Consider the following 25,141-nt stretch of genomic DNA (forward strand, 5'->3'; position numbering starts at 1 on the left):
GGACGGCTACCGGCTTTCCGCGGCCCGCTCGCGCAGCTGCTCCCACACCTTGCGGACCTGCGGTTCCAGCGCCTCCAGGGGGCCGTCGTTGTCGATGACCAGGTCGGCGACGGCGCGCCGCTGCTCGCGGCCGGCCTGGGCGGCCATCCGGTTGCGGGCCTCGGTCTCGTCCATGCCCCGGTACCGGACGAGCCGGTCGAGCTGGGTCTCGGGAGAGGCGTCGACGACGACCACGACGTCGTACAGCGGGGCGAGCCCGTTCTCCGTGAGCAGCGGCACGTCGTGGACGACCACGTCGTCGGGGCCGGCGAGCCGCTCCAGCTCGGCGGAGCGGGCTCCGACCAGCGGGTGCACGATGGCGTTCAGCGCGGCCAGCCGCTCGGGGTCGGCGAAGACCAGGGAGCCGAGGCGGGGCCGGTCGAGGGCGCCCTCGGGGGTGAGGACGTCCATGCCGAACTCCTCGACGATCGCCGCGAGCCCGGGGGTGCCGGGCTCGACGACCTCCCGGGCGATCTTGTCGGCGTCGATCAGGACGGCGCCGTACGAGACGAGCAGCCGCGACACTTCGCTCTTGCCGGCGCCGATTCCACCGGTCAGGCCCACCTTCAGCATGAGCGGCAGCTTAGCCAGGGGCGTCCGGCCCTCAGATCTCGCCCTCCCGCTCCGCGAGGAAGCGCTCGAACTCGCGGCCGATCTCGTCCGCGGAGGGCAGGTCGACGGGCTCGGCGACCAGGTTGCCCCGGGTCTCGGCCCCGGCCATGGCGTCGTACTGGTGCTCCAGGCCCTGGACCAGGGCGGTCAGCTCCTCGTCGCCCTCGCCGATCTGGCGCTCGATCTCGGTCTGGGTGCGCTGCGCCTCGGTGCGCAGGGCGTGCGCGACGCCGGGCAGCACCAGGCCGGTGGCGGCGGTGATCGCCTCCAGGGCGGTCAGCGCGGCGTCGGGGTACGGCGAGCGCGCGACGTAGTGCGGCACGTGGGCGGCGACGCCGAGGGTGTCGTGTCCGGCCTCCGTGAGCCGGAACTCGAGCAGGGACTCGGCGCTGCCGGGGACCTGGGCCTCGTCGAAGGGGCTGCGGTGGCCGGGCATGAGGTCCGTGCGGTTGCCGTGCGGGGTCAGGCCGACGGGGCGGGTGTGCGGCACGCCCATGGGGATGCCGTGGAAGTTCACCGAGAGCCGGACGCCGAGCCGCTCGACGACCTGACGCACGGCGAGGGCGAACCGCTCCCATTCGACGTCCGGCTCGGGGCCGGAGAGCAGCAGGAACGGCGCTCCGGTGGCGTCCTGGACGAGGCGGACCTCGATGGCGGGGGTCTCGTAGGCGGTCCACCGGTCGCGGCGGAAGGTCAGCAGGGGCCGGCGGGCCCGGTAGTCGACCAGCCGGTCGTGGTCGAAGCGGGCCACGACCTGGTGCGGAAGGGTGTCGAGGATGCGGTCGACGATCTGCTCGCCCGTCTCGCCCGCGTCGATGTATCCGTCGAAGTGGTAGAGCATGACCAGTCCGGCCGACTCCTGCGCCAGCGCCATGTCGACCACGGCCAGGCCCTTCGGGTCCCACGCGTACAAATCCTGGGGATCAACCACGATTACCGCTCCTCCTCGTGTCCGTACGTGTCAACGCCGGTCACCGTCGGTGCATTCCCTCGTGGCGTGCATACGCCAGTCCGTCCGCGGGAGTTTCGCGCCGCGGGCACGACGAAGGCCCGCCTCCCGGGGTGAACCGGGGGGCGGGCCTCCGTACGAGCGGCTAGCTACTGGCTGCTAGCGCAGAGCCTGTTCAGCTCTGGCCGCCGGCCAGCTTCTCGCGCAGGGCGGCGAGGGCCTCGTCCGACGCCAGGGCGCCGGAGTTGTCGTCCGACTCCGAGGAGTAGGAGCCACCGGTCGGCGCGGCGGCCGGAGCGGCGGCGCCACCCTCGGCAGCGGCGGCCTCGTCGGCCTCGCGGGACTTGATGACCTGGGCCTGGTGCTGCTCGAAGCGCTGCTGCGCCTCGGCGTACTGGGTCTCCCACGCCTCGCGCTGGGCCTCGTAGCCCGGCAGCCAGTCGTTGGTCTCCGGGTCGAAGCCCTCGGGGTAGATGTAGTTGCCCTGGTCGTCGTAGGACGCGGCCATGCCGTACAGGGTCGGGTCGAACTCGACCGAGGCCGGGTCGGCACCGAAGGACTCGTTGGCCTGCTTCAGCGAGAGGCTGATGCGACGGCGCTCGAGGTCGATGTCGATGACCTTGACGAAGATCTCGTCGTTGACCTGGACGACCTGCTCCGGGATCTCCACGTGGCGCTCGGCCAGCTCGGAGATGTGGACCAGACCCTCGATGCCCTCGTCCACGCGGACGAACGCACCGAACGGAACCAGCTTGGTGACCTTGCCGGGGACGACCTGGCCGATCTGGTGGGTCCGGGCGAACTGCTGCCACGGGTCCTCCTGCGTCGCCTTCAGCGACAGGGAGACACGCTCGCGGTCCATGTCCACGTCGAGAACCTCGACGGTGACCTCCTGGCCGACCTCGACGACCTCGGACGGGTGGTCGATGTGCTTCCAGGACAGCTCGGAGACGTGGACGAGACCGTCGACGCCACCCAGGTCCACGAAGGCACCGAAGTTGACGATCGAGGACACGACGCCGGAGCGGACCTGACCCTTCTGCAGGGTGGTGAGGAACGTCTGGCGGACCTCGGACTGGGTCTGCTCGAGCCAGGCACGGCGGGACAGGACCACGTTGTTGCGGTTCTTGTCCAGCTCGATGATCTTCGCCTCGAGCTCCTTGCCCACGTAGGGCTGGAGGTCGCGGACACGGCGCATCTCGACCAGGGAGGCCGGGAGGAAGCCGCGGAGGCCGATGTCGAGGATGAGACCACCCTTGACGACCTCGATGACGGTACCGGTGACGATGCCGTCCTCTTCCTTGATCTTCTCGATGGTGCCCCAGGCACGCTCGTACTGGGCGCGCTTCTTCGAGAGGATCAGGCGGCCTTCCTTGTCCTCCTTCTGGAGAACCAGGGCCTCGATCTCGTCGCCGACCTTGACGACCTCGTTCGGGTCGACGTCGTGCTTGATCGAGAGCTCGCGGCTCGGGATGACACCTTCGGTCTTGTAACCGATGTCGAGCAGGACCTCGTCCCGGTCGACCTTCACGATGACGCCGTCGACGATGTCGCCGTCGTTGAAGTACTTGATCGTCTCGTCGATCGCGGCGAGGAAGGCTTCCTCGTTACCGATGTCGTTGACCGCAACCTGCGGGGTGGTGGCGGTGGTCTCGGTGCTGCTCGTCATGTGGGAAAGGGCTCCGGTACGGACATTGAAGTCGTAGGTACTGCTACGCCGAGAGCCCGTATCGCCTCTGCAGAAGCCGGACAGCCAATGAAACGCCCGCCCCGAGAGGGGGTGGCGCCTCGACAACCGAGGGGGCATACAACAGATGCGAGCGCGGCCTGCTCCGTCTGAGGCGCGCAGGCCCGCAGCGCAACCTTTAGCATACGGGGGCAGCCGGACACGGTCAATGCGCGAAGCGCGCAGCCGGGGCAGTTCGCCCCATACCCGGCACAAATTGTGACTCCCCAGGCCATGCGGCCGTGGAGTCGGCAGGCCGACACTGGACCGCAAACTACAACGACGGGCGAGATGAACCAAGACCACGGACCGTACGAGGACGCGGAGGCGACCCGCCGTGACGCCGGCGATGCGGAGAGCAGCCGCGCCAGCCGGGGCTGGTGGGACCGGAACGCCGACGAGTACCAGAGCGAGCACGGAGCGTTCCTGGGCGACGACCGGTTCGTCTGGGGACCGGAGGGGCTCGACGAGGCGGACGCGGGCCTGCTGGGCCCGGCGGAGTCGTTGAAGGGGCTCGACGTCCTGGAGATCGGCGCGGGCGCGGCGCAGTGCTCGCGGTGGCTCGCGGCGCAGGGCGCGCGCCCGGTGGCGCTGGACCTCTCGCACCGGCAGCTCCAGCACGCGCTGCGGATCGGCGGCGGGGTGCCGCTCGTGGAGGCCGACGCGGGGGCGCTGCCGTTCCGGGACGGGGCCTTCGACCTGGCGTGCTCGGCGTACGGGGCGGTGCCGTTCGTGGCGGACCCGGTGCGGGTGTTCCGCGAGGTGCGGCGGGTGCTGCGGCCGGGCGGGCGCTGGGTGTTCTCGGTGACCCATCCGATCCGCTGGGCCTTCCCGGACGAGCCGGGGCCCGAGGGGCTGAGCGTGGCCGCCTCGTACTTCGACCGCACGCCGTACGTGGAGCAGGACGCGTCGGGGCGCGCGGTGTACGTCGAGCACCACCGGACGATCGGCGACCGGGTCCGGGACGTGGTCGCCGGCGGGTTCCGGCTGGTGGACCTGGTCGAGCCGGAGTGGCCGGCGTGGAACAGCCAGGAGTGGGGCGGCTGGTCCCCGCTGCGGGGGAATCTGATCCCGGGGACGGCGATCTTCGTCTGCGAGCGGATGGACGACGAGCGGATGGACGCGCGGGGTCCGGCGGGCGCGTAGGCGAGCGCGCCTGGGCCAGCGCTCGCGGCGTCATTAGTCATACGAGTGGCGCGGGCCTGTGGACAGCCGGCCCGCGCCACTCGCGCGAGGTAAGAAACTGAGTGCGTGATCCGAAACGACGCACTCGACCGTCTTCCCGTCCGCCATGCCGTCCCCGAGCTGCTGAGCGCGCTCGAGGAGCGCGGCACGGCGGTGCTGTACGCGCCTCCCGGCACCGGCAAGACCACGCTGGTGCCGCTCGTGCTCGCCGGGCTCATAGGGGAAGGGCCCAAGCGGCGGGTGCTGGTCGCCGAGCCGCGCCGGATGGCGGTGCGGGCGGCGGCGCGGCGGATGGCCTGGCTGCTGGGCCAGGAGGTCGGCCAGGCGGTCGGCTTCTCGGTGCGCGGAGAGCGCCGGGCCGGACCTGCGACCCGCGTCGAGGTGGTGACCACGGGCGTGCTGCTGCAGCGGCTGCAGCGCGATCCGGAGCTGTCGGGCGTGGACGTCGTGCTGCTCGACGAGTGCCACGAGCGTCATCTGGACGCGGACACGGCGATGGCGTTCCTCGTCGACGTGCGGGCGGCCCTGCGGCCGGAGCTGCGGCTGATCGCCGCCTCGGCCACCAGCGACGCGGAGGCGTGGGCGCATCTGCTCACGATGCTGGACGGGAGCGGGGGCCCGGCGCCGATCGTGAAGGGCACGGGGAAGATCCACGGCTGCGCGGTCCACTTCGCCCCGCCGCCGGCCGGGGTCAGGCCCGCGCACGGCACATGGGTGGACCCGGCGCTGCTGCGACATATCGCGGCGACGGTGCGGGAGGCGATGGAGCGGCACGAGGGGGACGTCCTCTGCTTCCTGCCCGGCGTCGGGGAGATCGCCCGCACGGCGGGGCTGCTGGCAGACGTCGACGCCGACGTGTTCCAGCTGCACGGGCGGGCGCCGGCGGCGGTGCAGGACGCGGTGCTGAGGGGCGCGGAGCCCGGCGGCCGGCGCAGGGTGGTGCTGTCGACCTCCGTGGCGGAGTCCAGCCTGACCGTGCCGGGCGTGCGGATCGTGGTGGACTCCGGGCTGGCGCGGGAGCCGCGCACGGACCACGCGCGGGGGCTGAGCTCGCTGGCGACGGTGACGGTGTCGCAGGCGGTGGCGACGCAGAGGCTGGGGCGGGCGGGCCGGGAGGGCTTCGGGACGGTGTACCGCTGCTGGTCGCCGGTCGAGGACGCGCGGCAGGCCCGGTTCCCCTCCCCCGAGATCGCGACGGCGGACCTGGCGGACTTCGCGCTGCGCGCGGCCTGCTGGGGCGATCCGACGGCGGCCGGTCTGGCGCTCCTGGACGCGCCGCCGGCAGGGGCGATGGCCGCGGCGCGTTCCGTGCTCGCCGCGGTCGGCGCGGTGGACGCGGCGGGGCGGGCCACGGAGCGGGGCCTGCGGATGTCTCGCCTGGGGCTGCACCCGCGGCTGGCGCGGGCGCTGCTGGACAGCGCGCCGGAGGTGGGCGCGGGGCGGGCGGCGGAGGTGGTGGCGCTGCTGAGCGAGGAACCGCCGCGGGAGTACGGGGACGATCTGGCGGCCGCCTGGCGAGAGGCGCGGCGGGGCGGCGACGCGTACGGAGCCCGCTGGAAGACGGAGGCGCGACGCCTGGAGCGGTCGCTGCGCGAGGCGAACGAGGGCACCGGCACCGGAGCGGGGGCGAACCCGGGCGGCGCGGAACCGGCCGAGGGGAGCGACGACGCGGTGGCGGGGCTGGTGACGGCGCTGGCGTTTCCGGAGCGGGTGGCCAGGGCGCGGGAGCAGGGCGGGTACCTGATGGTGTCGGGCGGCGGGGCGGAACTGGCGGAGGCGTCGCGGCTGCGCGCCTCGCCGTGGCTGGCGGTCGCGGTGGCGGACCGGACGGCGCGGAGCACGACGGCCCGGGTGCGGCTGGCGGCGGTGGTCGACGAGGCCGCGGCCCGGGCGGCGGCGGGGCATCTGCTGACCTCGGGCGAGGAGGTGCGCTGGGAGGACGGGGACGTGGTGGCCCGGTCGGTGGAGCGGCTGGGGGCCGTGGAGCTGGCGGTGCGGCCGCTGGGCGGGGACGCCGACCCCGGGCTCGTGCGGCGGGCGCTGCTCGACGGGCTGGAGCGCGAGGGGCTGGGGCTGCTCGGGTGGAGCCGGGAGGCGCGGGAACTGCGGGAGCGGCTGGCGTTCCTGCACCGCGAGGCCGGCGGGGCGTGGCCGGACGTGTCGGACGCGGCGCTGCTGGCGCGGGTCGACGACTGGCTGGAACCGGAGCTGTCGCGGGCCCGGCGGCGGGCGGACCTGGGGCGGATACCCGCGGGCGAGGCGCTGCGGCGGCTGCTGCCGTGGGCGTCGGGCGAGGCGACGCGCCTGGACGAGCTGGCCCCGGAGCGGATCGAGGTGCCGAGCGGCTCGCGGATACGGGTGGACTACGCCGGCGAGCGGCCGGTCCTGGCGGTGAAGCTGCAGGAGCTGTTCGGGCTGACGGAGACCCCGCGGGTGGCGGGGGTCCCGGTGCTGGTGCATCTGCTCTCCCCCGCGGGCCGGCCGGCGGCGGTGACCTCGGACCTGGCCTCGTTCTGGCGGGACGGCTACCGGGCGGTGCGGGCGGAGCTGCGCGGGCGCTATCCGAAGCACCCGTGGCCGGAGGACCCGGCGTCGGCGACCGCGACCCGTCACACCAACGCGCGGCTCAGGAGGGAGTGAGGACGTCGGGGCGGCGGCCCCTGGCCTCCAGCCAGAGGGCCAGGGCGAACAGGAGCAGCGCCATGACCGTGAAGCTCCACGGCAGATAGGAGACCAGCAGGAGCACCGTCAGACGGTTGGACTTCACCAGCTCGACCGTGGCGTCGAGATAGTCCTCGCGGATCTTCACATGGCCGGAGAACGCGGTCACCTTGGGCTTGCCCATGAGTTTCTCGGCGTTGCGCATCTCCTCCGTGTGGATCTCCTCGCCGTTGACGGGGGCGCCGGTGACGGGCTCGACCCAGAACATCCGCTTCGTGGTGTACCAGCGGGTCATGCCGGTGCTCTCGACGAGCTGCGGGGTGATCCCCTGGACCGGCATCTTCTTCGGCATGGGGACCTTGGTCCAGGGGATGGTCTGCTCGAAGTAGTAGACCTCCAGGCCGCGGAAGTCGCGGGTGCCCTTGTAGCGGATGGGGGCGGAGGTGCGGGTCTGGGCGTCGAAGTACTGGTAGTCCCGCTTCTCGGTGAGGAAGGGCCACTTGAACTCGATGCCCTGGCGGCGGACCGGGTCGCCGTCGACCATCTCGCCGGTGGCGTTGACGGGGTCCTGGCTGTGGGCGTCGAAGATGTACCGCTCGGGGATCTGGGAGACCATCTTCCCGTCGGGTCCCATCACGTGGGAGAGCGCGTCCCAGACGACGACGTCACGGCCGGCGTCGCGCTCGATGCGGCGGGACTCCTCGACGTTGCCCTTGAGGGTCTGCACGATGGTGATCTTCTCGACCTGTTCGGCGTCGAGCGTCGAGTAGTTGAGCAGGGTCGCCGGCTTCGCCTCCAGGACCATCTCCTGGTACTGGTTCGAGGGGATCTTGGCGAGCCTCGGGAAGGCGTACCAGCGCAGGGTGGGGGCCATCGCGGCGAGGAAGACGGCGACGGCGAGCAGGACGAGGCCGGCGGGGCGGCGCATGGAGGGCTCCCCTACTTCTTGGGGCCGGGGTCGGCGGTGAGCAGGGGCCGGGGCGAGGTGGGGCCCTCGGGCGGCAGCTCGACGAGGGCGACGAGCAGCACGAACAGGAGGACTGGGGCCAGTCCGATGGCGGCGGCTGCGAGGGCGCGCAAGTCGGCCTCCCGGTGCTCGATCTGATGCAGCGTCAGGTGGGCTGGGGCACCGTAGCAACGCGGCGGTGAGATGAGAACAGCTCGCGCCCCTCCGTCCGGGTGCGGACGCAGGGGCGCGAGGGAGGCCGGAGGTGACGGAGGCGTGGACGCCCCCGCTCCGTCAGGGGGCCGGGGTGGCCGAGGGGCTCTCCGACGGGGTCGTGGTCGGCGTCTCCGACGGGGACTCGGAGGGCGCCGGGGCCGGAGCGGTGACCAGGAGCTCGACGGTGAGGGTGCCGCCGCCGGGCGCGGTCAGGCGCAGCAGGAAGGTGCCGGTCCGGTCGTCGGCGTAGAGCTTCGGCAGCGTGAGCAGGCCGTCGGCGTCGGTCTTCAGGCCGGTGAGGGTGCGGACCGGGTTGCCGTCGGCGTCCTTGAAGTACGGGCCGCTGTCCCGGGGCCGGGTGTCCTCCGCCGAGGTGATCAGGGTGGCGGTGAGGCCCACGCCGGAGGCGGCCGCGCCGTCGAGGGTGGCCTTGACCTGGAGTGCGTCGGCGAACTCCGCGCCGGCGACGGCCGTGAGGGCCTTGTCGTCGGTGCGGGCGAGCGTGTCGGCGGTGCGGGCGGTGACGGTCGCGCGGTACTCGACGGCGGCCAGACTGCGGCCGACGACGGTGACCTTGACGGTGAACGTGCCGGTCTTCTCGCCGGCCCGCAGGGCGGGCGCGACGGCCACGCCGTTCGCCGCGGTGCGCAGCGTCGCCGAGGTCGCGCCGCCAATGAAGCGGGCGTCGGTGTCGCCGACCAGCTCGAACTTCAGGGAGACCCCGGCGACCGGCTTGCCCGCGGAGTCGACCGCGGCGACGGCGGGACGCTCGGAGAACAGCGTGCCGGCGGTCGCGGTGAGCGTGCCGGTGCCGTTGTCCTTGATGCGCACCACGGACGGCGTGGGCGTCGGGGTGGGCTTCGCCGGCGGCGTCGGGGGCTTCGGCGTGGGCGTCGGCTTGGGGGCCGGCGGCTTGGCCGCCGGGGGCTTGGGCGTCGGGGTCGGTCCGGGCGACGGCAGCTCCCGGTCCGGGGTGTCGCTGCGGTCGCCCGGCAGCACGCCGGTGCCGTCCGGGACCTGGTGGCTGCCGCGCTTGTAGTACTCGAACCAGGAGAGCACCGTGTGGAGGTACTCCGTCGAGCGGTTGTAGCTGAGGATCGCCTTGTCGAGGTCGGCCTTCACCGCGAGGTCGCGGTCGGCGGCGCAGAGGTAGAGCGCCGCGGCCTGGGCGGCGTCGTAGATGTTGTTCGGGTCCCTGCGGCCGTCGCCGTTGGCGTCGCGGCCCCAGTCCTTCCACGTGGACGGGATGAACTGCATCGGGCCGACGGCCCGGTCGTGCGTGGTGTCGCCGTCGTAGGCGCCGTCGTCGGTGTCGCTGATGTTGGCGAAGCCGACGCCGTTGAGGACGGGGCCCAGGATGGGCGAGAGGGTGGTGCCGTTGGCGTCGACGCGGCCGCCGCGCGCCTGCCCGGACTCGACCTTGCCGATGCCGGCGAGCAGCTGCCAGGGGAGGTGGCAGCCGGGGTCGGAGGACTGCAGCGAGCTCTCGGCCCGCTTGTAGGCGGCGAGGACGGTCGCGGGTATGCCGGCCTCGGCGGGGCCGGCGATGATCGGGATCTCCGGCGAAGTGCCGGGCGCGTTCGGGGTGTTGAGGGGCGGCAGGTCGGTGTAGTACGGCGAGTCGCCGGTGGCGGAGCCGCCCGGAGGGGTGCTCGCGTCACCGGAGCCGAGGGGGGTGTCCCCGCTCGCGGTGTCGGAGGGCGGCGGTATCGCCCCGGGCCCCTGCGAGGCGGAGAGTGCGGCCACTGCCGCGGCGGCTATCGCGGTGGTCGTGGCACCCTTGCGGAGCCGGCGGCCGAAATGCGCTGCCATAGGTATGGGTTCCCTCCCCTGTCGACTCGCGCTCCCCGCGCGCGGACCTCAGGCGACCCTACGGCACCCGGGGGCGGCCGCACACCGGTGTCTGACCGCTTTTCACGCTTTCGTCACCCCTTGCTCGTCCGATGGCCGGAGCCTGGTGTCGCGCATACTGGGCGACGCCTCCCGGACCGCCCGGGAAGGACAGGAGGGGGACCTGCGCATGCCGTTCACGCTCAGCCATGCCGCCGCCGTACTGCCGGGCATCCGGCGGGACGGCTCGGGTCGGGGGCCGTTGGTGCCGTCGGCGCTGGTGGCGGGTTCGTTCGCGCCCGACATGACCTATTACGCGGCGAGCGTGCACCCCGCGGCGATGCCGTTCGGCGACGTCACCCACGCGCCGTGGGGCGTGCTGACCGTCGACGTGGCGATCGCCGCGGCGCTGGTGGGGCTGTGGCTGATGGTCCGTGAGCCGCTGGTGGCGCTGCTGCCGCGGCGGTGGCGGGGGCGGGTGCTGGGCTTCGTCCGCGGCGCCCCGCGCGGCCGGGCGCGGGGCGGCCCGTGGGCGCGGGCGGCGTGGTTCGCGGTGTCGGCGGTGATCGGTGCCGCGACGCACGTGGTCTGGGACTCGTTCACGCACCTGGACCGCTGGGGCACGCGGGCCTTTCCCGCCCTCGGCGACCTGGTGGCCGGTTTCCCGGTCTACACGTATCTGCAGTACGGGAGTTCGGCGGTGGCGGCGGTCGTGCTGCTGTGGTTCGCCGGCACCGGTCTGCGGCGCGCGCCCCGCGCGGAGGGCGGCGTCCCCGCGCTGAGCCGCCGCGGCCGGTGGGCGGCCTGGGCACTGCTCGGGGCGTGCGTGACCGCGGGCGTGGTGCACCGCTGCCTGCGCTGGTACGCGTACTGGGGCCGGGTCGACACCCCGCTGGACATCATCCCCACGGCCTGCTTCGGCGCGGGCGCGGGTCTGGCCGCCGGGCTGGTGCTGTACGGTGCGGCGGTCCGGATGCGGTGGCGGCGCGGCGGCGGCCCGGACACCGGCGCGCCCTCGGCGCACCGGGTCCCCGTGACCGCCGCCGCCCGCTCGGGCGACTGACCTCCGGCGTCAGTGGGCGGCGGAGTCCCAGTCCGGGCCGACGCCCACGGAGACGTCCAGCGGCGCACGGAGCTCCACGGCGCCGGACATCTCGCGCCGGACGAGCTCCTCGACGCGCTCCCGCTCGCCGGGGGCGAGTTCGAGCACGATTTCGTCGTGGACCTGGAGCAGCATCCGGGAGGCCAGGCCGGCCTCGCGCAGCGCACGGTCGACGTTGAGCATCGCGACCTTCACGATGTCGGCGGCCGTGCCCTGGATCGGCGCGTTGAGCGCCATCCGCTCCGCCGCCTCGCGGCGCTGGCGGTTGTCGCTGTTGAGGTCCGGGAGGTAGCGGCGGCGGCCGAGCATGGTCTCGGTGTAGCCGGTGGCCCGGGCCTCGTCGACGACGCGGCGCAGATAGTCGCGCACCCCGCCGAAGCGCTCGAAGTACGTGTCCATCAGGCCGCGGGCCTCGGCGGGCTCGATGCCCAGCTGCTGCGAGAGACCGAAGGCGGACAGGCCGTACGCCAGGCCGTACGACATGGCCTTGATCTTGCGCCGCATCTCGGCGTCGACCGCCGACCGCTCGACGGCGAAGACCTGCGAGGCGACCGTGGTGTGCAGGTCCTCGCCGGAGCTGAACGCCTCGATCAGGCCCTCGTCCTCCGACAGATGGGCCATGACGCGCAGTTCGATCTGGCTGTAGTCGGCGGTCATCAGGGCCTCGAAGCCCTCGCCGACCACGAAGCCGTGCCGGATCGCGCGGCCCTCGTCCGTGCGCACCGGCACGTTCTGCAGGTTCGGGTCGGTGGACGACAGGCGGCCGGTGGCGGCGACGGTCTGGCTGAACGTGGTGTGGATCCGGCCGTCGGCGGCGATCGTCTTGATCAGGCCCTCGACGGTGGAGCGGAGCCGGGCCTGCTCGCGGTGGCGCAGCATGATCACCGGCAGCTCGTGCTCGGTCTGGGCGGCCAGCCAGGCCAGCGCGTCGGCGTCGGTGGTGTAGCCGGTCTTGGTCTTCTTGGTCTTGGGCAGGTTCAGCTCGCCGAAGAAGACCTCCTGCAGCTGCTTCGGGGAGCCGAGGTTGAACTCGTGCCCCACCGAGGCGTGCGCCTCCTTCACCGCCTGCTGGACCGCGCCGGCGAACTGCTGCTCCATCGCCTCCAGGTGGTCGCGGTCGGCGGCGATGCCGTGCCGCTCCAGGCGGGCGAGGAGCGCCGAGGTGGGCAGTTCGACCTCGTGCAGCAGCTCGCGGGCGCCGACCTCGCCGAGCTTCTCGTCGAAGGCGTCGCGGAGGTCGAGCACGGCCCGTGCCTGCGCCATCAGGGCCTCGGCCTCGGCGGTGTCGTCCGCGCCGAAGGCCAGCTGGCCGTCCGCGGCGGCGGCCGGGGCGAGCTCGCGGCCCAGGTACTCGACCGACAGCGCGTCCAGCGCGAAGGAGCGGCGGCCGGGCTTGACCAGGTACGCGGCCAGCGCGGTGTCCATGGTGACGCCGGCGACCGACCAGCCGTGCTCGGGGAAGACCCGCATCGCGCCCTTGGCGTTGTGCAGCACCTTGGGGCGCTCGGGGTCGGCGATCCACTCGGCCCAGGCGCGCTCGTCGGCCTCGTCCAGCTCGCTCGGGTCGAACCAGGCGGCGGCGCCCGTGGCGGAGGCGAGGGCGATCTCGCTGACGTTGCCGGTGCCGAGCGCCCAGCTGTCGACCGTGGCCACGCCCAGCGGCTGCGTGCCGTGCTCGGCCAGCCACGGGGCCAGCTCGCCGGCGCCGAGGACGGTGGCGTCCAGCTCCAGGCCGGGGGCCGGCGCGGCGGGCGTCTCGTCGGCCGCGCCCGGGTCGACGGCGAGCAGTCGCTCGCGCAGCGACGGGTTGCGGATCTCCAGGGTGTCGAGGACCAGCGCGAGGGCGGTGCGGTCGTACGGGAGGCGCTCCAGGTCCTGCACTGTCCTGGGCAGCTCCACGTCGCGGACCATCTCGGTGAGCACGCGGTTGAGCTTCACGGCCTCCAGGTGGTCGCGCAGGTTCTGCCCGGCCTTGCCCTTGACCTCGTCGGCCCGCTCGACCAGCTCGGCGAAGGAGCCGAACTGGTTGATCCACTTCGCGGCGGTCTTCTCGCCGACGCCGGGGATGCCGGGCAGGTTGTCCGACGGGTCGCCGCGCAGGGCCGCGAAGTCCGGGTACTGCGCGGGGGTGAGCCCGTACTTCTCGACGACCTTCTCCGGGGTGAACCGGGTCAGCTCGGAGACTCCCTTGGTGGGGTACAGGACCGTCACGTGGTCCGAGATGAGCTGGAAGGAGTCGCGGTCGCCGGTGACGATCAGGACCTCGAAGCCCGCCGCCTCGGCCTGCGTGGCCAGCGTGGCGATGACGTCGTCGGCCTCGAAGCCGTCGATCGCGAAGCGGGGGGCGTTCATGGCGTCGAGCAGTTCGCCGATCAGCTCGACCTGCCCCTTGAACTCGTCGGGGGTCTTGGAGCGGTTCGCCTTGTACTCGGGGAACTCCGTGGAGCGCCAGGTCTTGCGCGAGACGTCGAACGCGACCGCGAAGTGCGTGGGCGCCTCGTCGCGGAGTGTGTTCGCCAGCATCGAGGCGAATCCGTAGATCGCGTTCGTGGGCTGCCCCGTCGCGGTGGTGAAGTTCTCCGCGGGCAGCGCGAAGAACGCCCGGTACGCCAGGGAATGTCCGTCCATGAGGAGCAGGCGCGGGCGGGTCTCTTCGGTCTTCTGGGTCTTCTTCGATGCTGTCTCGGCCACGGAAGGATCCTCCCACGGACCACTGACAATCCCGGCCCGCGGACCATGCGGACCCGGCCCGCGGACCATGCGGACCCGGCCCGCGGTCCGCGCCGGCCCGCGACCGCGGACCAGTGCGGCCCCCGCCCGCGCGGAGCCCGTCGACCGTGCGGGGCCCGTTGTCGGCGGTCCGTGACAGGATCGGGAACGTACGCCCCACGTCGACCGCTCGAAGGAGAGCGCGATGGTCAGCAAGCCGCCCGCAGGCGACCCGGTCCAGGACGCGCCGGAAATCACGGCGCCGCAGCACGCCGCCGCCGGACTGCCCGCCGTCGCGCACACCCTGCGGATGTCCCGGGAGCAGATGGGCCTCGCGCGCACGGCGCGGACCCTGCTCAAGGTCAACCAGAAGGGCGGCTTCGACTGCCCCGGCTGCGCCTGGCCGGAGGGCGACGAGCGGCACATGGCGGAGTTCTGCGAGAACGGGGCGAAGGCGGTCGCCGAGGAGGCGACGCTGCGCCGCGTCACCCCGGACTTCTTCCGCCGGTACACGGTGGCGGAGCTGGCGGACCGCAGCGGGTACTGGCTCGGCCAGCAGGGCCGCATCACCGAGCCGATGTTCCTCGCCGACGGGGCTCGCCGGTACGAGGCGGTGAGCTGGGAGTTCGCCTTCTCGGTCATCGCCGAGGAACTGCGCCGCCTCGACTCCCCCGACGAGGCGCTCTTCTACACCTCGGGCCGCACCAGTAACGAGGCCGCGTTCCTGCTGCAGCTGTTCGCCCGCGAGTTCGGCACCAACAACCTGCCGGACTGCTCCAACATGTGCCACGAGTCGTCCGGCTCGGCGCTGACCGAGACGCTCGGCGTCGGCAAGGGCAGCGTCTCCCTGGAGGACCTGCACCGCGCGGACCTGATCATCGTCGCCGGGCAGAACCCGGGCACGAACCATCCCCGGATGCTCTCCGCCCTGGAGAAGGCGAAGGCCGCCGGAGCGCGGATCGTCTCGGTGAACCCGCTGCCGGAGGCCGGTCTGGAGCGGTTCAAGAACCCGCAGACCCCGCTCGGCATGCTGAAGGGCACCGCGCTGGCCGATCTGTTCCTGCAGATCCGCATCGGCGGTGACCAGGCCCTGTTCCGGCTGCTGAACAAGCTGGTCCTGGAGACGGACGGCGCCGTCGACGAGGCGTTCGTCCGTGAGCACACGCACGGCTACGAGGAGTTCGCCGCCGCGGCCCGGACGGCCGACTGGGACGAGACGCTGACCGCGACCGGCCTGACCCGGGCGGAGATCGAGCGGCTGCTGGACATGGTGCTGGCCTCGGAGCGGACGATCGTCTGCTGGGCCATGGGGCTCACCCAGCACAAGCACTCCGTGCCGACGATCCGCGAGGTGGTGAACCTTCTGCTGCTGCGCGGCGCCGTCGGCCGGCCGGGCGCGGGCGTCTGCCCGGTGCGCGGCCACTCCAACGTGCAGGGCGACCGCACGATGGGGATCTTCGAGCGGCCCGCGCCGGCGTTCCTCGACGCGCTGGACAAGGAGTTCGGCATCGTCTCGCCGCGGCACCACGGCTACGACGTGGTGCGCTCGATCCAGGCGCTGCGCGACGGCGAGGCGAAGGTGTTCTTCGCGATGGGCGGGAACTTCGTCGGGGCGACGCCGGACACCGAGGTGACGGAGGCGGCGATGCGCCGCGCCCGGCTCACCGTCCACGTGTCGACGAAGCTGAACCGTTCGCACGTGGTGACCGGGGCCCGCGCGCTGATCCTGCCGACGCTCGGCCGCACCGACCGCGACGTGCAGGCGAGCGGCCGGCAGTTCGTCACGGTCGAGGACTCCATGGGCCTGGTGCACGCCTCGCGCGGCAATCTGCCCCCGGCGGGCCCGCAGCTGCTCTCCGAGCCGGCGATCGTGGCCCGGATGGCGCGGGCGGTGCTCGGCGAGGGCTCGGCGACGCCGTGGGAGGAGTTCGAGAAGGACTACGCGACGATCCGGGACCGCATCGCCCGGGTGGTGCCGGGCTTCGAGGACTTCAACGCCCGCCTCGCCGCGAACCCGGGCGGCTTCGCGCTGCCGCACGCCCCGCGCGACGAGCGCCGCTTCCCCACCGCCACCGGCAAGGCCAACTTCACGGCCGCCCCGGTCGAGTACCCCCGGGTCCCGGAGGGCCGGCTGCTGCTGCAGACCCTGCGCTCGCACGACCAGTACAACACCACGATCTACGGGCTCGACGACCGCTACCGCGGCATCAAGGGCGGCCGCCGGGTGGTCCTGGTCCACCCGGAGGACGCGGCGGAGCTGGGCCTGGCGGACGGGGCGTACACGGACCTGGTGAGCGAGTGGCACGACGGCGTCGAGCGCCGGGCCCCCGGTTTCCGGGTGGTGCACTATCCGACGGCCCGGGGCTGCGCCGCGGCGTACTACCCGGAGACCAATGTCCTGGTGCCGCTGGACTCCACCGCGGACATCAGCAACACCCCCGCCAGCAAGTCCGTGATCGTGCGTCTGGAACAATCACGCTCCGCCTAAGCGTTTGCTCAGGCATCGCGACGGCCTCCCGACGGCGTCGCGACAGCATTGCGACAGCACGTGGGACCAACGACGAACGGAGCCGGCCATGGGTGAGCAGACGACTGTGAAGTTCCCGCAGGAGGTCATCGACGAGTACGCCGCGCTGGGCGTCGATCTTCCCGCCCTCTTCTCGGCCGGGCACCTCGGCAACCGGATGGGCGTGCAGATCGTCGAGGCCTCGGCGGAGAAGGTCGTCGGCACGATGCCGGTGGAGGGGAACACCCAGCCGTACGGGCTGCTGCACGGCGGCGCGTCCGCGGTCCTGGCGGAGACCCTGGGCTCCGTCGGCTCCATGCTGCACGGCGGGGTCGCGAAGATCGCCGTGGGCGTGGACCTGAACTGCACCCACCACCGCGGGGTGCGCAGCGGCCTGGTGACGGGCGTCGCCACGCCCGTGCACCGGGGCCGGTCGACCGCGACGTACGAGATCGTGATCACGGACGAGTCGGACAAGCGGGTCTGCACCGCCCGGCTCACCTGCCTGCTGCGCGAGGTGTCCCCGAAGGACGCGGAGAACCTGCCGGGCGCCTCGGCCTGACCCAGCCCCGGCCGAGCCCGACCGGCCGACCGGCCGACCGGCCGCGGGCCTCGGCCCGGGCCTCTGCCCCGGCCCCGGGCCGCAGCCGTCGACCTCCGCCCCCGACGTCACCCACGGTGACGTCCGGGGGCTTCGCGCATCCCGCCCCGGACGCCCGGCCCCGCCCCCGCCCCGGCCCCTCACCGCCCGGAAGCGGAATCCGTCACCTCCGCCTCACCGCCAACTCCCGCATCCCCGCGACCCCTTGCCCTTCCCACCCCTCAGCGGATTCACTGGCGCCCTCCCCCCACAGGAGGACACCCGAACCACGCCCGATCCACCCATCGACCGAGGGGTTCTTCTTGACCGCCGTACGACGTGCCACCGCCGCGGCCACCGCGATCACCGCCGCTGCCTGCGCTGCCGTCCTCGCCACCGCGATCCCGTCCGCAGCGATCAACTCGTACAACGCGACACCCGCGCCCGAACGCACCGAGGTCGGCGCCCTCGTCGCCACCTGGGACAACGACGACGACCCGGCCACCCCGGACCGGGTCGACTGGGTCTGCTCCGGCACCATGATCGACGCGGACACCTTCCTGACCGCCGCGCACTGCACCACCGACTGGCCGGCGAACGTCAGGTTCCACGTCTCCCTCGACCAGGACGTGCAGGGCGCCCTCGACCGGGCCGCCGCCGAGCACCCCGGCGACCCGGCCGCCGTGGCCCGCGCCGTCGCCGTCGAGGGCACCGCGCACAACCACCCGGCCTACCCCGGCCCGGCCTCCGACACCCACGACATCTCGGTGATCGAGCTCCCCGCGGCGAAGCTCAAGGCCCGCTGGTCGTTCACCCCGGCCGCGCTGCCCGCGGCGGGGGCGCTCGGGGCGCTCGGCCCGCAGGGCCTGAAGAACACCGCCTTCACCGTCGCCGGGTACGGCACGCAGGAGGCCCGCCGCGGTCCCGGCGGCCACACCCACCCCGGCGGCGGCGTCCGGATGAAGGCCCCGGTCGCGTTCGACGCGCTCAACGACGCCTGGATCCGCCTCGCGATGACCGCCCCGCAGGGCAACGGCGGTGCCTGCTACGGCGATTCGGGCGGCCCGAACTTCGCGGTGCTGAACGGCCGGCTGACCCTGGTCGCCACCACCATCACCGGCGACACGCCCTGCTACGCCACGAACGTCACGTACCGGCTCGACACCCCCGGCGCCCGCGACTTCCTGCGGCCGTTCGTCCAGCTCCCCTGACGCACCACCCAACTCCCTTGACACGTACTCCGGTTGTGCATCCCCGGGGGAGCGCCTAGCGTTCCCCCATGGGGCTCCCACGGCACACCACGGCCAGGGCCGCCCTGCGCGCGGCCCTGGCCGCCGCGCTGACCCTCGGCGCCCTGACCGCCTGCTCGACCAGCGGCGAAGGCGGCAGCGGCAGCAGCGGCGGCGAAAGCGACCGGACCGCGCCCCCGCGGGCCACCACCCCCGCGGACCTCTGCGCCGGCCTCGTCGGGTACTGGGTCGGGGAAGCCCTCGACGGCAGCACGTGGGCCGGGCTCGACTGGGAGCAGAAGGGCATGTCGAACGAGCAGTTCGTGATCCACGACGAGGTGCTCGCCGCGGCCCGCGCGAAGGAACGCACCGACGGGCGGGCCGCCGCCCGCGCCTTCGCCGACGAGGAGGTCCGCCGGCGGTGCGCGGCGGCGAACGGAGCGACCGGAAGCTCCGAGAACTGGAGACCGCCTACCGGACCGGGCGCGCCGGCCGGCCCCTCGACGACCCCGGTTCCGTCACCCTGAGTGATCTTCGACAGGTCGGAGGGACCGCCGCCGGCACCCGCCCGTCCGTCCGGTGACGAAAGGGCGCATGTCCGATATCCGGACGCGCCCCCCGGGGCCTGGTCAGGAGCATGATCTCCCCAAGCCCCTGAGCGGAACTGGGCGTTCTCAGCATGTGAACACCCGGCAACCGCCCGGTTTACCCCAGTTTGCCCACCCCCTGAGCACCGTCTCTCCCCGTCGGCATAACAAGACAGTCACATCCTGACCTGGGCGCTCCCCCGACTTCGCCGGCTGCGCCTAGAGTCACGGCCAGTCACCGCGCCGCCGGGCGCGTCCACTGCACGGCCCAGTTCCACACCCCCGTACGGCCCGGCGTTGAAACACGGCACCTCTAGCTACCCCAGCTACACGGCACCACCTCAGCTCGAGGGGGCCGCGCCAGGGAAAGGATTCATCGTGCGCAACCGTTCGTTGCTCGTCCTCACCACCGTGCTCACCACGGGAGCCCTCACCCTCACCGCCTGCGGTTCGCGCGACGACAAGGGCGGCAGCAACGACGCCGGGGGCGGCACGACCGTCGTCATCGGCGTCGACGCTCCTCTCACCGGCTCCCTGTCCGCGCTGGGCCAGGGCATCAAGAACTCCGTCGACCTGGCCGTCCAGACCGCCAACAAGACGAAGGAAGTCCCGGGCGTCACCTTCAAGATCGAGGCCCTCGACGACCAGGCCACCCCGGCCACCGGCAAGGCCAACGCCACCAAGCTCGTCGGCATGAAGGACGTCCTCGGCGTCGTCGGCCCGCTGAACTCCGGCGTCTCGCAGTCCATGCAGGCGGACTTCGACAAGGCCAACCTGACCCAGGTCTCCCCGGCCAACACGAACCCGGCCCTCTCCCAGGGCGACAACTGGGGCAAGGGCGAGAAGAAGCGTCCGTTCAAGACGTACTTCCGCACCGCCACCACCGACGTCGTCCAGGGCAAGTTCGCCGCGAACTACCTGTACAACGACGCCAAGAAGCGCAAGGTCTTCGTCGTCAACGACAAGCAGACCTACGGCGCCGGCCTCGCCGCGATCTTCTCCGAGGAGTTCAAGCGCCTCGGCGGCACGGTCGTCGACACCGACTCCGTGACCGTGAAGGAGACCGACTTCTCCTCCACCGCCAACAAGATCAAGGCCTCGGGCGCCGACTCCGTCTACTTCGGTGGCCAGTACCCCGAGGGCGGCCTGCTCTCCGACCAGGTCAAGAAGGCCGGCGCCAAGATCCCCACCATGGGCGGCGACGGCATCTACGACCCGGAGTTCATCAAGGCGTCCGGCGAGGCCAACGACGGTGACCTGGCCACCTCGGTCGGCTACCCGGTCGAGAAGCTCCCGACCGCCAAGAAGTTCATCGACGACTACAAGGCGGCCGGCTACAAGGACGCGTACGCGGCCTACGGCGGCTACTCCTACGACGCCGCCTGGTCCATCATCCAGGCCGTCAAGGCCGTCGTCGCCGCCAACAACGGCAAGCTCCCCGAGGACGCCCGCGCCAAGGTCACCGAGGCCATGTCCAAGGTCTCCTTCGAGGGCGTGACCGGCAAGGTCTCCTTCGACGAGTACGGCGACACGACCAACAAGCAGCTCACCGTCTACCAGGTCAAGAACGGCGCCTGGGTCGACGTGAAGTCCGAGACCTTCAAGGACTGACCCACCACAGCACAGCCCCGCACCACTTGATCCAAGCCGCGCGAGGGCGCAAACAGCGCCCTCGCGCGGACTCATATCCGACACGCTCATCGGAGGCCCTGCGGTGTACGAACTGCCGCAACAGCTGGCCGACGGCCTTGCCCTCGGAGCCCTCTACGGGCTGATCGCCATCGGTTACACGATGGTCTACGGCATCGTCCAGCTCATCAACTTCGCCCACGGCGAGATCTTCATGATCGGGGGCTTCGGCGCCCTCACGACGTACACGATCCTGCCCTCGGGCACGCCCCTGGCGATCGCGATACCCGTGATGCTCATAGGTGGCGCGGTGGTCTCCGTCGCCGTCGCCATGGCTGCCGAACGCTTCGCCTACCGCCCCCTGCGCGGCGCCCCCCGCCTCGCCCCGCTGATCACGGCCATCGGTCTGTCGATCGTGCTCCAGCAGCTCGTCTGGGGCTTCTACCCCGGCGCCAAGAAGCCGATCAGCTTCCCCGAGTTCAAGGGCGACAGCTTCCAGATCTTCGAGGGCCTCAGCATCGGCCGCTCCGACGCCTTCATCCTCGTGGCCGCCCCTCTCTGCATGCTCGCCCTCGGCCTCTTCGTCTCGAAGAGCCGCAGCGGCCGTGCCATGCAGGCCACGGCGCAGGACCCGGACACCGCGAAGCTGATGGGCATCAACACCGACCGCATCATCGTGATGGCCTTCGCCATCGGCGCCGCGTTCGCCGCGGTCGCGGCGGTCGCCGAGGGCCTCGACAAGGGCCAGATCCGCTTCGAGATGGGCTTCCTCCTCGGACTCAAGGCGTTCACCGCCGCCGTCCTCGGCGGCATCGGCAACATCTACGGCGCCATGATCGGCGGCGTCGTGCTCGGCATCGCCGAGACCCTCTCCATCGCCTACGTCCAGCACATCCCCGGCATGGACCAGTTCGGCGGCGGAGCCTGGAAGGACATCTGGGTCTTCTCCCTCCTCATCCTCGTCCTGCTGTTCCGGCCACAGGGCCTCCTCGGACAGCGCTCCGCGGACAGGGCGTGATCACGATGACGACCAATCTCGACAAGACCCCCGAGAACGAGACCGCCGTGGCGGCCGACTACCCGCCGGCCGGTACGAAGAACGCCGGCCCGCTCCACTGGACCCTCGTCGGCGGCGGCCTCGCCACCGCGGCCAGCACCTTCCTGGCCTGGACCTACACCCCCGAGTTCCCCGGAAACCTCACGGTCAACGGCTACCCCGGCGGCCTCCAGGTCCTCACCCTCGTCGGCGGCCTGCTGCTGACGCTGTTCGCCCTGTCGGCCCTCGGCATCAAGGGCCTGCGCTGGCTCACCCCGGCCGGCTCCACCAAGGCGCTGCGTCTCCTCGCCCTCGCCGTGGTGGGCACCACCTGGTACACCGTGCTCGCGATCGCCGTGCAGCTCGGCGGCCTCGTCCACCTGGAGCCCGGCGGCTTCGTCGCCGCCGTCGTCACGCTCGTGCCGCTGGCCGCGTTCGCGCTGCCGGACGACACCCGCACCCCGGCGAAGCCCCAGGAGCTCCCCTCCTGGGCGGAGATCCTGCTGATCGTCGTCGCCTTCGGCATCGGCATGTACGCCGTCACGTACGGCATCTCCACCGAGTACGGCGAGCTGTTCATCGGCTACCTGATCCTCGCCGGCCTCAGCGCCGCGGCCCTGTCCAAGTCGGGCCTCGTCGGCCGCCTGTCGGCCATCGCCTCGAAGAACCGGCAGGTCGCCGCGATCGCCGCCTTCGTGGCCGCGGCCGCCTTCCCCTTCACGCAGACCACGGACACGTACACCGTCATCGCGGTGAACATCCTGATCTTCGCGACGGTCGCCCTCGGCCTGAACGTCGTCGTCGGTCTGGCCGGCCTGCTCGACCTCGGCTACGTCGCCTTCCTCGGCGTCGGCGCGTACACCGCGGCCCTGGTCTCCGGCTCGACGGCCTCCGCCCTCGGCATCCAGCTGCCCTTCTGGGCGGCGGTGATCATCGGCGCGATCGTGGCCCTGATCTTCGGCGTCATCATCGGCGCACCGACCCTGCGGCTGCACGGCGACTACCTCGCCATCGTGACGCTCGGCTTCGGTGAGATCTTCCGCATCACCGTCAACAACATGGACGGCGACAACGGTCCGCAGATCACCAACGGCCCGAACGGCATCCCGAACATCCCGGCCCTGAACCTCTTCGGGTACGACTTCGGCGAGACCCACAGCTTCCTGGGCCTCGAACTCAGCACGTACGCCAACTACTACCTGCTGATGCTGCTGGTCATGGTCTTCGTCGTGGTGGTCTTCAGCCGCGCGCAGGACTCCCGCATCGGCCGCGCCTGGGTCGCCATCCGCGAGGACGAGACCGCGGCCACCGCCATGGGCATCAACGGCTTCCGCGTCAAGCTGATCGCCTTCGCCCTCGGCGCCACGCTCGCCGGCGTCGCCGGCACGGTCCAGGCCCACTTCCAGGGCACGGTCCTCCCGGAGATGTACATCTTCGCCGGCCCGGTCGCCCCGAACTCCGCGTTCCTCCTCGCGGCGGTCATCCTGGGCGGCATGGGCACCATCCGCGGCCCGCTCCTCGGCGCGGCGCTGCTCTTCCTGATCCCGGAGAAGCTGGCCTTCCTGAAGGACTACCAGCTCCTCGCGTTCGGTCTCGCGCTCATCCTGCTCATGCGCTTCCGCCCCGAGGGCCTCATCCCCAACAAGCGGGCGCAGCTGGAGTACCACGAGAACGACGACACGATTGCCGACGTACCGGAGCCGCGGCCCGCCGCCGACCCCATCGTCGGATCCTCGAAGGCGGGTGCGTGAACGCCATGACGACGACCACCACCACGGCCACGGCCGCCCCGGTCCTCGAGGCGAGCGGCGTCACGATGCGCTTCGGCGGCCTCACCGCCGTCCGCGACGTGAACCTCACCGTCCGCGAGGGCGAGATCGTCGGTCTGATCGGCCCCAACGGCGCCGGCAAGACGACCTTCTTCAACTGCCTCACCGGCCTGTACGTCCCCACCGAGGGACAGGTCAGCTACAAGGGCACGGTGCTGCCGCCCAAGCCGCACCTGGTCACGAAGGCGGGCATCGCCCGTACCTTCCAGAACATCCGCCTCTTCTCCAACATGACGGTCCTGGAGAACGTCCTCGTCGGACGCCACACCCGGACCAAGGAGGGCCTGTGGTCCGCGCTGCTGCGCGGCCCCGGCTTCAAGAAGGCGGAGACCGCCTCCCGCGAACGGGCCATGGAACTCCTGGAGTTCGTCGGCCTCGACGCGAAGGCGGAGCACCTCGCCCGCAACCTGCCGTACGGCGAGCAGCGCAAGCTGGAGATCGCCCGGGCGCTCGCCAGCGACCCCGGTCTGCTGCTGCTCGACGAGCCGACGGCCGGCATGAACCAGAACGAGACGCGCACCACCGAGGAGCTCGTCTTCGCCATCCGCGACAAGGGCATCGCCGTCCTCGTCATCGAGCACGACATGAAGTTCATCTTCAACCTGTGCGACCGGGTCGCCGTGCTCGTCCAGGGCGAGAAGCTCGTCGAGGGCACGTCCGACGTCGTCCAGGGCGACGAGCGCGTCGTCGCCGCGTACCTGGGCACCCCGTACGAGGGTGCTCCGGGCGCGGAGGAGGTCGCCGAGGTCGAGGCGGCGGAGGCGCACGCGGAGGAGGCCCACGCGGCGGAGGAGACGGCGGCCGAGGAGACCGCCGAGGACGCCGCCGACCAGGCCGCCGAGGCGCCGGCCGGCGCGGACGCGTCCGAGGACGCGGCCGGCTCCGACGACGCGGAGGACTCCGCCGAGTCCGGCGACGCGTCCGGCGAGGACGCCGAGTCCGACGAGGCCGCGGACGCCGACGCGTCCGACGACGCCCCGGAAGCCGCCTCCGACCCCGCCTCCGAGAACGCTGCGGACGCGGACAGCACCACCGAAGGAGACTCCAAGTGACCGCACTGCTCGAGGTCCAGGACCTCAGGGTCGCCTACGGCAAGATCGAGGCCGTCAAGGGCATCTCCTTCTCCGTCGACGCCGGCCAGGTCGTCTCCCTGATCGGCACCAACGGCGCGGGCAAGACCACGACCCTGCGGACCCTCTCCGGCCTCATCAAGCCGTCGTCCGGCAAGATCGTCTTCGACGGCCAGGTGCTCAACGGCATCCCGGCCCACAAGGTGGTCTCGCTGGGCCTGGCCCACTCCCCCGAGGGCCGGCACATCTTCCCGAAGCTCAGCATCGCCGAGAACCTCCAGCTCGGCGCCTTCCTCCGGAAGGACAAGGCGGGCATCGAGAAGGACATCCAGCGCTCCTACGACCTCTTCCCCATCCTGGGCGAGCGTCGCAAGCAGGCGGCGGGCACCCTCTCCGGCGGTGAGCAGCAGATGCTGGCCATGGGCCGGGCGCTCATGTCCCAGCCCAAGCTGCTGATGCTGGACGAGCCGTCGATGGGCCTCTCCCCGATCATGATGCAGAAGATCATGGAGACCATCGCCACGCTCAAGGCCGAGGGCATGACGATCCTGCTCATCGAGCAGAACGCGCAGGCCGCGCTGTCCCTCGCGGACTACGGCTACGTGCTCGAGGTCGGCAAGATCAAACTGTCCGGCACCGGACAGGACCTGCTCGTCGACGACGAGGTCCGCAAGACCTACCTCGGCGAGGAGTAAGCCCG

General features: G+C 72.1%; 19 protein-coding genes. 12 read left to right on the forward strand and 7 right to left on the reverse strand.

The window, feature by feature from the left end; all coding sequences use genetic code 11:
- Nucleotides 1–6: 6 nt before the first annotated feature.
- From coaE to rpsA, 3 genes are all read right to left on the reverse strand, one after another.
- The gene (gene coaE, locus ACNJ93_RS06865; RefSeq protein ID WP_418956437.1) at nucleotides 7–612 is read right to left on the reverse strand and encodes a dephospho-CoA kinase; all 606 of its coding nucleotides are present in this window, start codon (nucleotides 610–612) and stop codon (nucleotides 7–9) included.
- A gap of 31 nt (nucleotides 613–643) precedes the next feature.
- On the reverse strand, nucleotides 644–1,582 hold the full coding sequence (locus ACNJ93_RS06870; RefSeq protein WP_418956438.1) for a PAC2 family protein: 939 nt from the start codon (nucleotides 1,580–1,582) through the stop codon (nucleotides 644–646).
- Nucleotides 1,583–1,775: 193 nt separating this feature from the next.
- Nucleotides 1,776–3,269 (reverse strand): 30S ribosomal protein S1, encoded by a 1,494-nt coding sequence (rpsA, locus tag ACNJ93_RS06875; protein WP_031072721.1) that lies wholly within the window; start codon nucleotides 3,267–3,269, stop codon nucleotides 1,776–1,778.
- Nucleotides 3,270–3,617: 348 nt separating this feature from the next.
- On the opposite strand from rpsA, the gene ACNJ93_RS06880 reads away from it, so the two are divergent.
- A complete protein-coding gene (locus ACNJ93_RS06880; protein WP_418956439.1) occupies nucleotides 3,618–4,472 on the forward strand; it encodes a class I SAM-dependent methyltransferase in 855 nt (284 codons plus the stop codon).
- 105 nt (nucleotides 4,473–4,577) lie between these two features.
- Nucleotides 4,578–7,151, forward strand: a complete 2,574-nt coding sequence (gene hrpB, locus ACNJ93_RS06885) for an ATP-dependent helicase HrpB (protein ID WP_418956440.1) — start codon at nucleotides 4,578–4,580, stop codon at nucleotides 7,149–7,151.
- Here hrpB and ACNJ93_RS06890 read toward each other — a convergent pair.
- The 3 genes from ACNJ93_RS06890 to ACNJ93_RS06900 all read right to left on the reverse strand — a co-directional run bounded on the left by ACNJ93_RS06890 (nucleotide 7,138) and on the right by ACNJ93_RS06900 (nucleotide 10,146).
- Nucleotides 7,138–8,100 carry a DUF3068 domain-containing protein gene (locus ACNJ93_RS06890; RefSeq protein ID WP_418956441.1) on the reverse strand — a complete coding sequence of 321 codons (963 nt, stop codon included), beginning with the start codon at nucleotides 8,098–8,100 and terminating at the stop codon, nucleotides 7,138–7,140. The genes hrpB and ACNJ93_RS06890 overlap by 14 nt on opposite strands.
- Before the next feature lie 11 nt (nucleotides 8,101–8,111).
- Nucleotides 8,112–8,252 carry an SPW_0924 family protein gene (locus ACNJ93_RS06895; protein WP_418956442.1) on the reverse strand — a complete coding sequence of 47 codons (141 nt, stop codon included), beginning with the start codon at nucleotides 8,250–8,252 and terminating at the stop codon, nucleotides 8,112–8,114.
- Between the two features lie 160 nt (nucleotides 8,253–8,412).
- The gene (locus ACNJ93_RS06900; protein WP_418956443.1) at nucleotides 8,413–10,146 is read right to left on the reverse strand and encodes a lytic murein transglycosylase; all 1,734 of its coding nucleotides are present in this window, start codon (nucleotides 10,144–10,146) and stop codon (nucleotides 8,413–8,415) included.
- Between the two features lie 208 nt (nucleotides 10,147–10,354).
- On the opposite strand from ACNJ93_RS06900, the gene ACNJ93_RS06905 reads away from it, so the two are divergent.
- Nucleotides 10,355–11,227 (forward strand): DUF4184 family protein, encoded by an 873-nt coding sequence (locus ACNJ93_RS06905; protein WP_418961335.1) that lies wholly within the window; start codon nucleotides 10,355–10,357, stop codon nucleotides 11,225–11,227.
- Nucleotides 11,228–11,236: 9 nt separating this feature from the next.
- On the opposite strand, the gene polA is transcribed toward ACNJ93_RS06905, so the two are convergent.
- The gene (gene polA, locus ACNJ93_RS06910) at nucleotides 11,237–13,957 is read right to left on the reverse strand and encodes a DNA polymerase I (protein ID WP_418956444.1); all 2,721 of its coding nucleotides are present in this window, start codon (nucleotides 13,955–13,957) and stop codon (nucleotides 11,237–11,239) included.
- A gap of 223 nt (nucleotides 13,958–14,180) precedes the next feature.
- On the opposite strand from polA, the gene ACNJ93_RS06915 reads away from it, so the two are divergent.
- The 9 genes from ACNJ93_RS06915 (at nucleotide 14,181) to ACNJ93_RS06955 (ending at nucleotide 25,136) form a co-directional block, all read left to right on the forward strand.
- Entirely contained in the window at nucleotides 14,181–16,463 is a 2,283-nt protein-coding gene (locus ACNJ93_RS06915; protein ID WP_418956445.1) for an FdhF/YdeP family oxidoreductase, read from the forward strand.
- An 88-nt stretch (nucleotides 16,464–16,551) separates the two neighbouring features.
- Nucleotides 16,552–17,043 carry a PaaI family thioesterase gene (locus tag ACNJ93_RS06920; protein ID WP_418956446.1) on the forward strand — a complete coding sequence of 164 codons (492 nt, stop codon included), beginning with the start codon at nucleotides 16,552–16,554 and terminating at the stop codon, nucleotides 17,041–17,043.
- Nucleotides 17,044–17,384: 341 nt separating this feature from the next.
- Entirely contained in the window at nucleotides 17,385–18,272 is an 888-nt protein-coding gene (locus ACNJ93_RS06925; RefSeq protein ID WP_418956447.1) for a trypsin-like serine protease, read from the forward strand.
- A gap of 68 nt (nucleotides 18,273–18,340) precedes the next feature.
- Nucleotides 18,341–18,817: a hypothetical protein gene (locus tag ACNJ93_RS06930; protein WP_418956448.1), complete on the forward strand. Its 477-nt coding sequence runs from the start codon at nucleotides 18,341–18,343 to the stop codon at nucleotides 18,815–18,817.
- Nucleotides 18,818–19,255: 438 nt separating this feature from the next.
- The gene (locus ACNJ93_RS06935) at nucleotides 19,256–20,488 is read left to right on the forward strand and encodes a branched-chain amino acid ABC transporter substrate-binding protein (RefSeq protein ID WP_418956449.1); all 1,233 of its coding nucleotides are present in this window, start codon (nucleotides 19,256–19,258) and stop codon (nucleotides 20,486–20,488) included.
- A gap of 103 nt (nucleotides 20,489–20,591) precedes the next feature.
- Nucleotides 20,592–21,524 carry a branched-chain amino acid ABC transporter permease gene (locus ACNJ93_RS06940; RefSeq protein ID WP_418956450.1) on the forward strand — a complete coding sequence of 311 codons (933 nt, stop codon included), beginning with the start codon at nucleotides 20,592–20,594 and terminating at the stop codon, nucleotides 21,522–21,524.
- A 5-nt stretch (nucleotides 21,525–21,529) separates the two neighbouring features.
- Entirely contained in the window at nucleotides 21,530–23,293 is a 1,764-nt protein-coding gene (locus tag ACNJ93_RS06945) for a branched-chain amino acid ABC transporter permease (RefSeq protein WP_418956451.1), read from the forward strand.
- A 5-nt stretch (nucleotides 23,294–23,298) separates the two neighbouring features.
- A complete protein-coding gene (locus ACNJ93_RS06950) occupies nucleotides 23,299–24,423 on the forward strand; it encodes an ABC transporter ATP-binding protein (RefSeq protein WP_418961336.1) in 1,125 nt (374 codons plus the stop codon).
- A complete protein-coding gene (locus tag ACNJ93_RS06955; RefSeq protein ID WP_418956452.1) occupies nucleotides 24,420–25,136 on the forward strand; it encodes an ABC transporter ATP-binding protein in 717 nt (238 codons plus the stop codon). The genes ACNJ93_RS06950 and ACNJ93_RS06955 overlap by 4 nt, the downstream gene beginning before the upstream one ends.
- Nucleotides 25,137–25,141 lie beyond the last annotated feature (5 nt).

Origin of the sequence: Streptomyces tritici (genome assembly GCF_048500665.1) — a bacterium.
Classification (GTDB): Bacteria; Actinomycetota; Actinomycetes; order Streptomycetales; family Streptomycetaceae; genus Streptomyces; species Streptomyces tritici.

Bases quoted from the DNA above. Each gene is read 5' to 3' on its own strand.
- coaE (WP_418956437.1), bottom strand. From the start codon at position 612: ATGCTGAAGGTGGGCCTGACCGGTGGAATCGGCGCCGGCAAGAGCGAA.
- rpsA (WP_031072721.1), bottom strand. From the start codon at position 3,269: ATGACGAGCAGCACCGAGACCACCGCCACCACCCCGCAGGTTGCGGTC.
- ACNJ93_RS06880 (WP_418956439.1), top strand. From the start codon at position 3,618: ATGAACCAAGACCACGGACCGTACGAGGACGCGGAGGCGACCCGCCGT.
- ACNJ93_RS06890 (WP_418956441.1), bottom strand. From the start codon at position 8,100: ATGCGCCGCCCCGCCGGCCTCGTCCTGCTCGCCGTCGCCGTCTTCCTC.
- ACNJ93_RS06900 (WP_418956443.1), bottom strand. From the start codon at position 10,146: ATGGCAGCGCATTTCGGCCGCCGGCTCCGCAAGGGTGCCACGACCACC.
- ACNJ93_RS06905 (WP_418961335.1), top strand. From the start codon at position 10,355: ATGCCGTTCACGCTCAGCCATGCCGCCGCCGTACTGCCGGGCATCCGG.
- ACNJ93_RS06915 (WP_418956445.1), top strand. From the start codon at position 14,181: ATGGTCAGCAAGCCGCCCGCAGGCGACCCGGTCCAGGACGCGCCGGAA.
- ACNJ93_RS06920 (WP_418956446.1), top strand. From the start codon at position 16,552: ATGGGTGAGCAGACGACTGTGAAGTTCCCGCAGGAGGTCATCGACGAG.
- ACNJ93_RS06930 (WP_418956448.1), top strand. From the start codon at position 18,341: ATGGGGCTCCCACGGCACACCACGGCCAGGGCCGCCCTGCGCGCGGCC.
- ACNJ93_RS06945 (WP_418956451.1), top strand. From the start codon at position 21,530: ATGACGACCAATCTCGACAAGACCCCCGAGAACGAGACCGCCGTGGCG.
- ACNJ93_RS06950 (WP_418961336.1), top strand. From the start codon at position 23,299: ATGACGACGACCACCACCACGGCCACGGCCGCCCCGGTCCTCGAGGCG.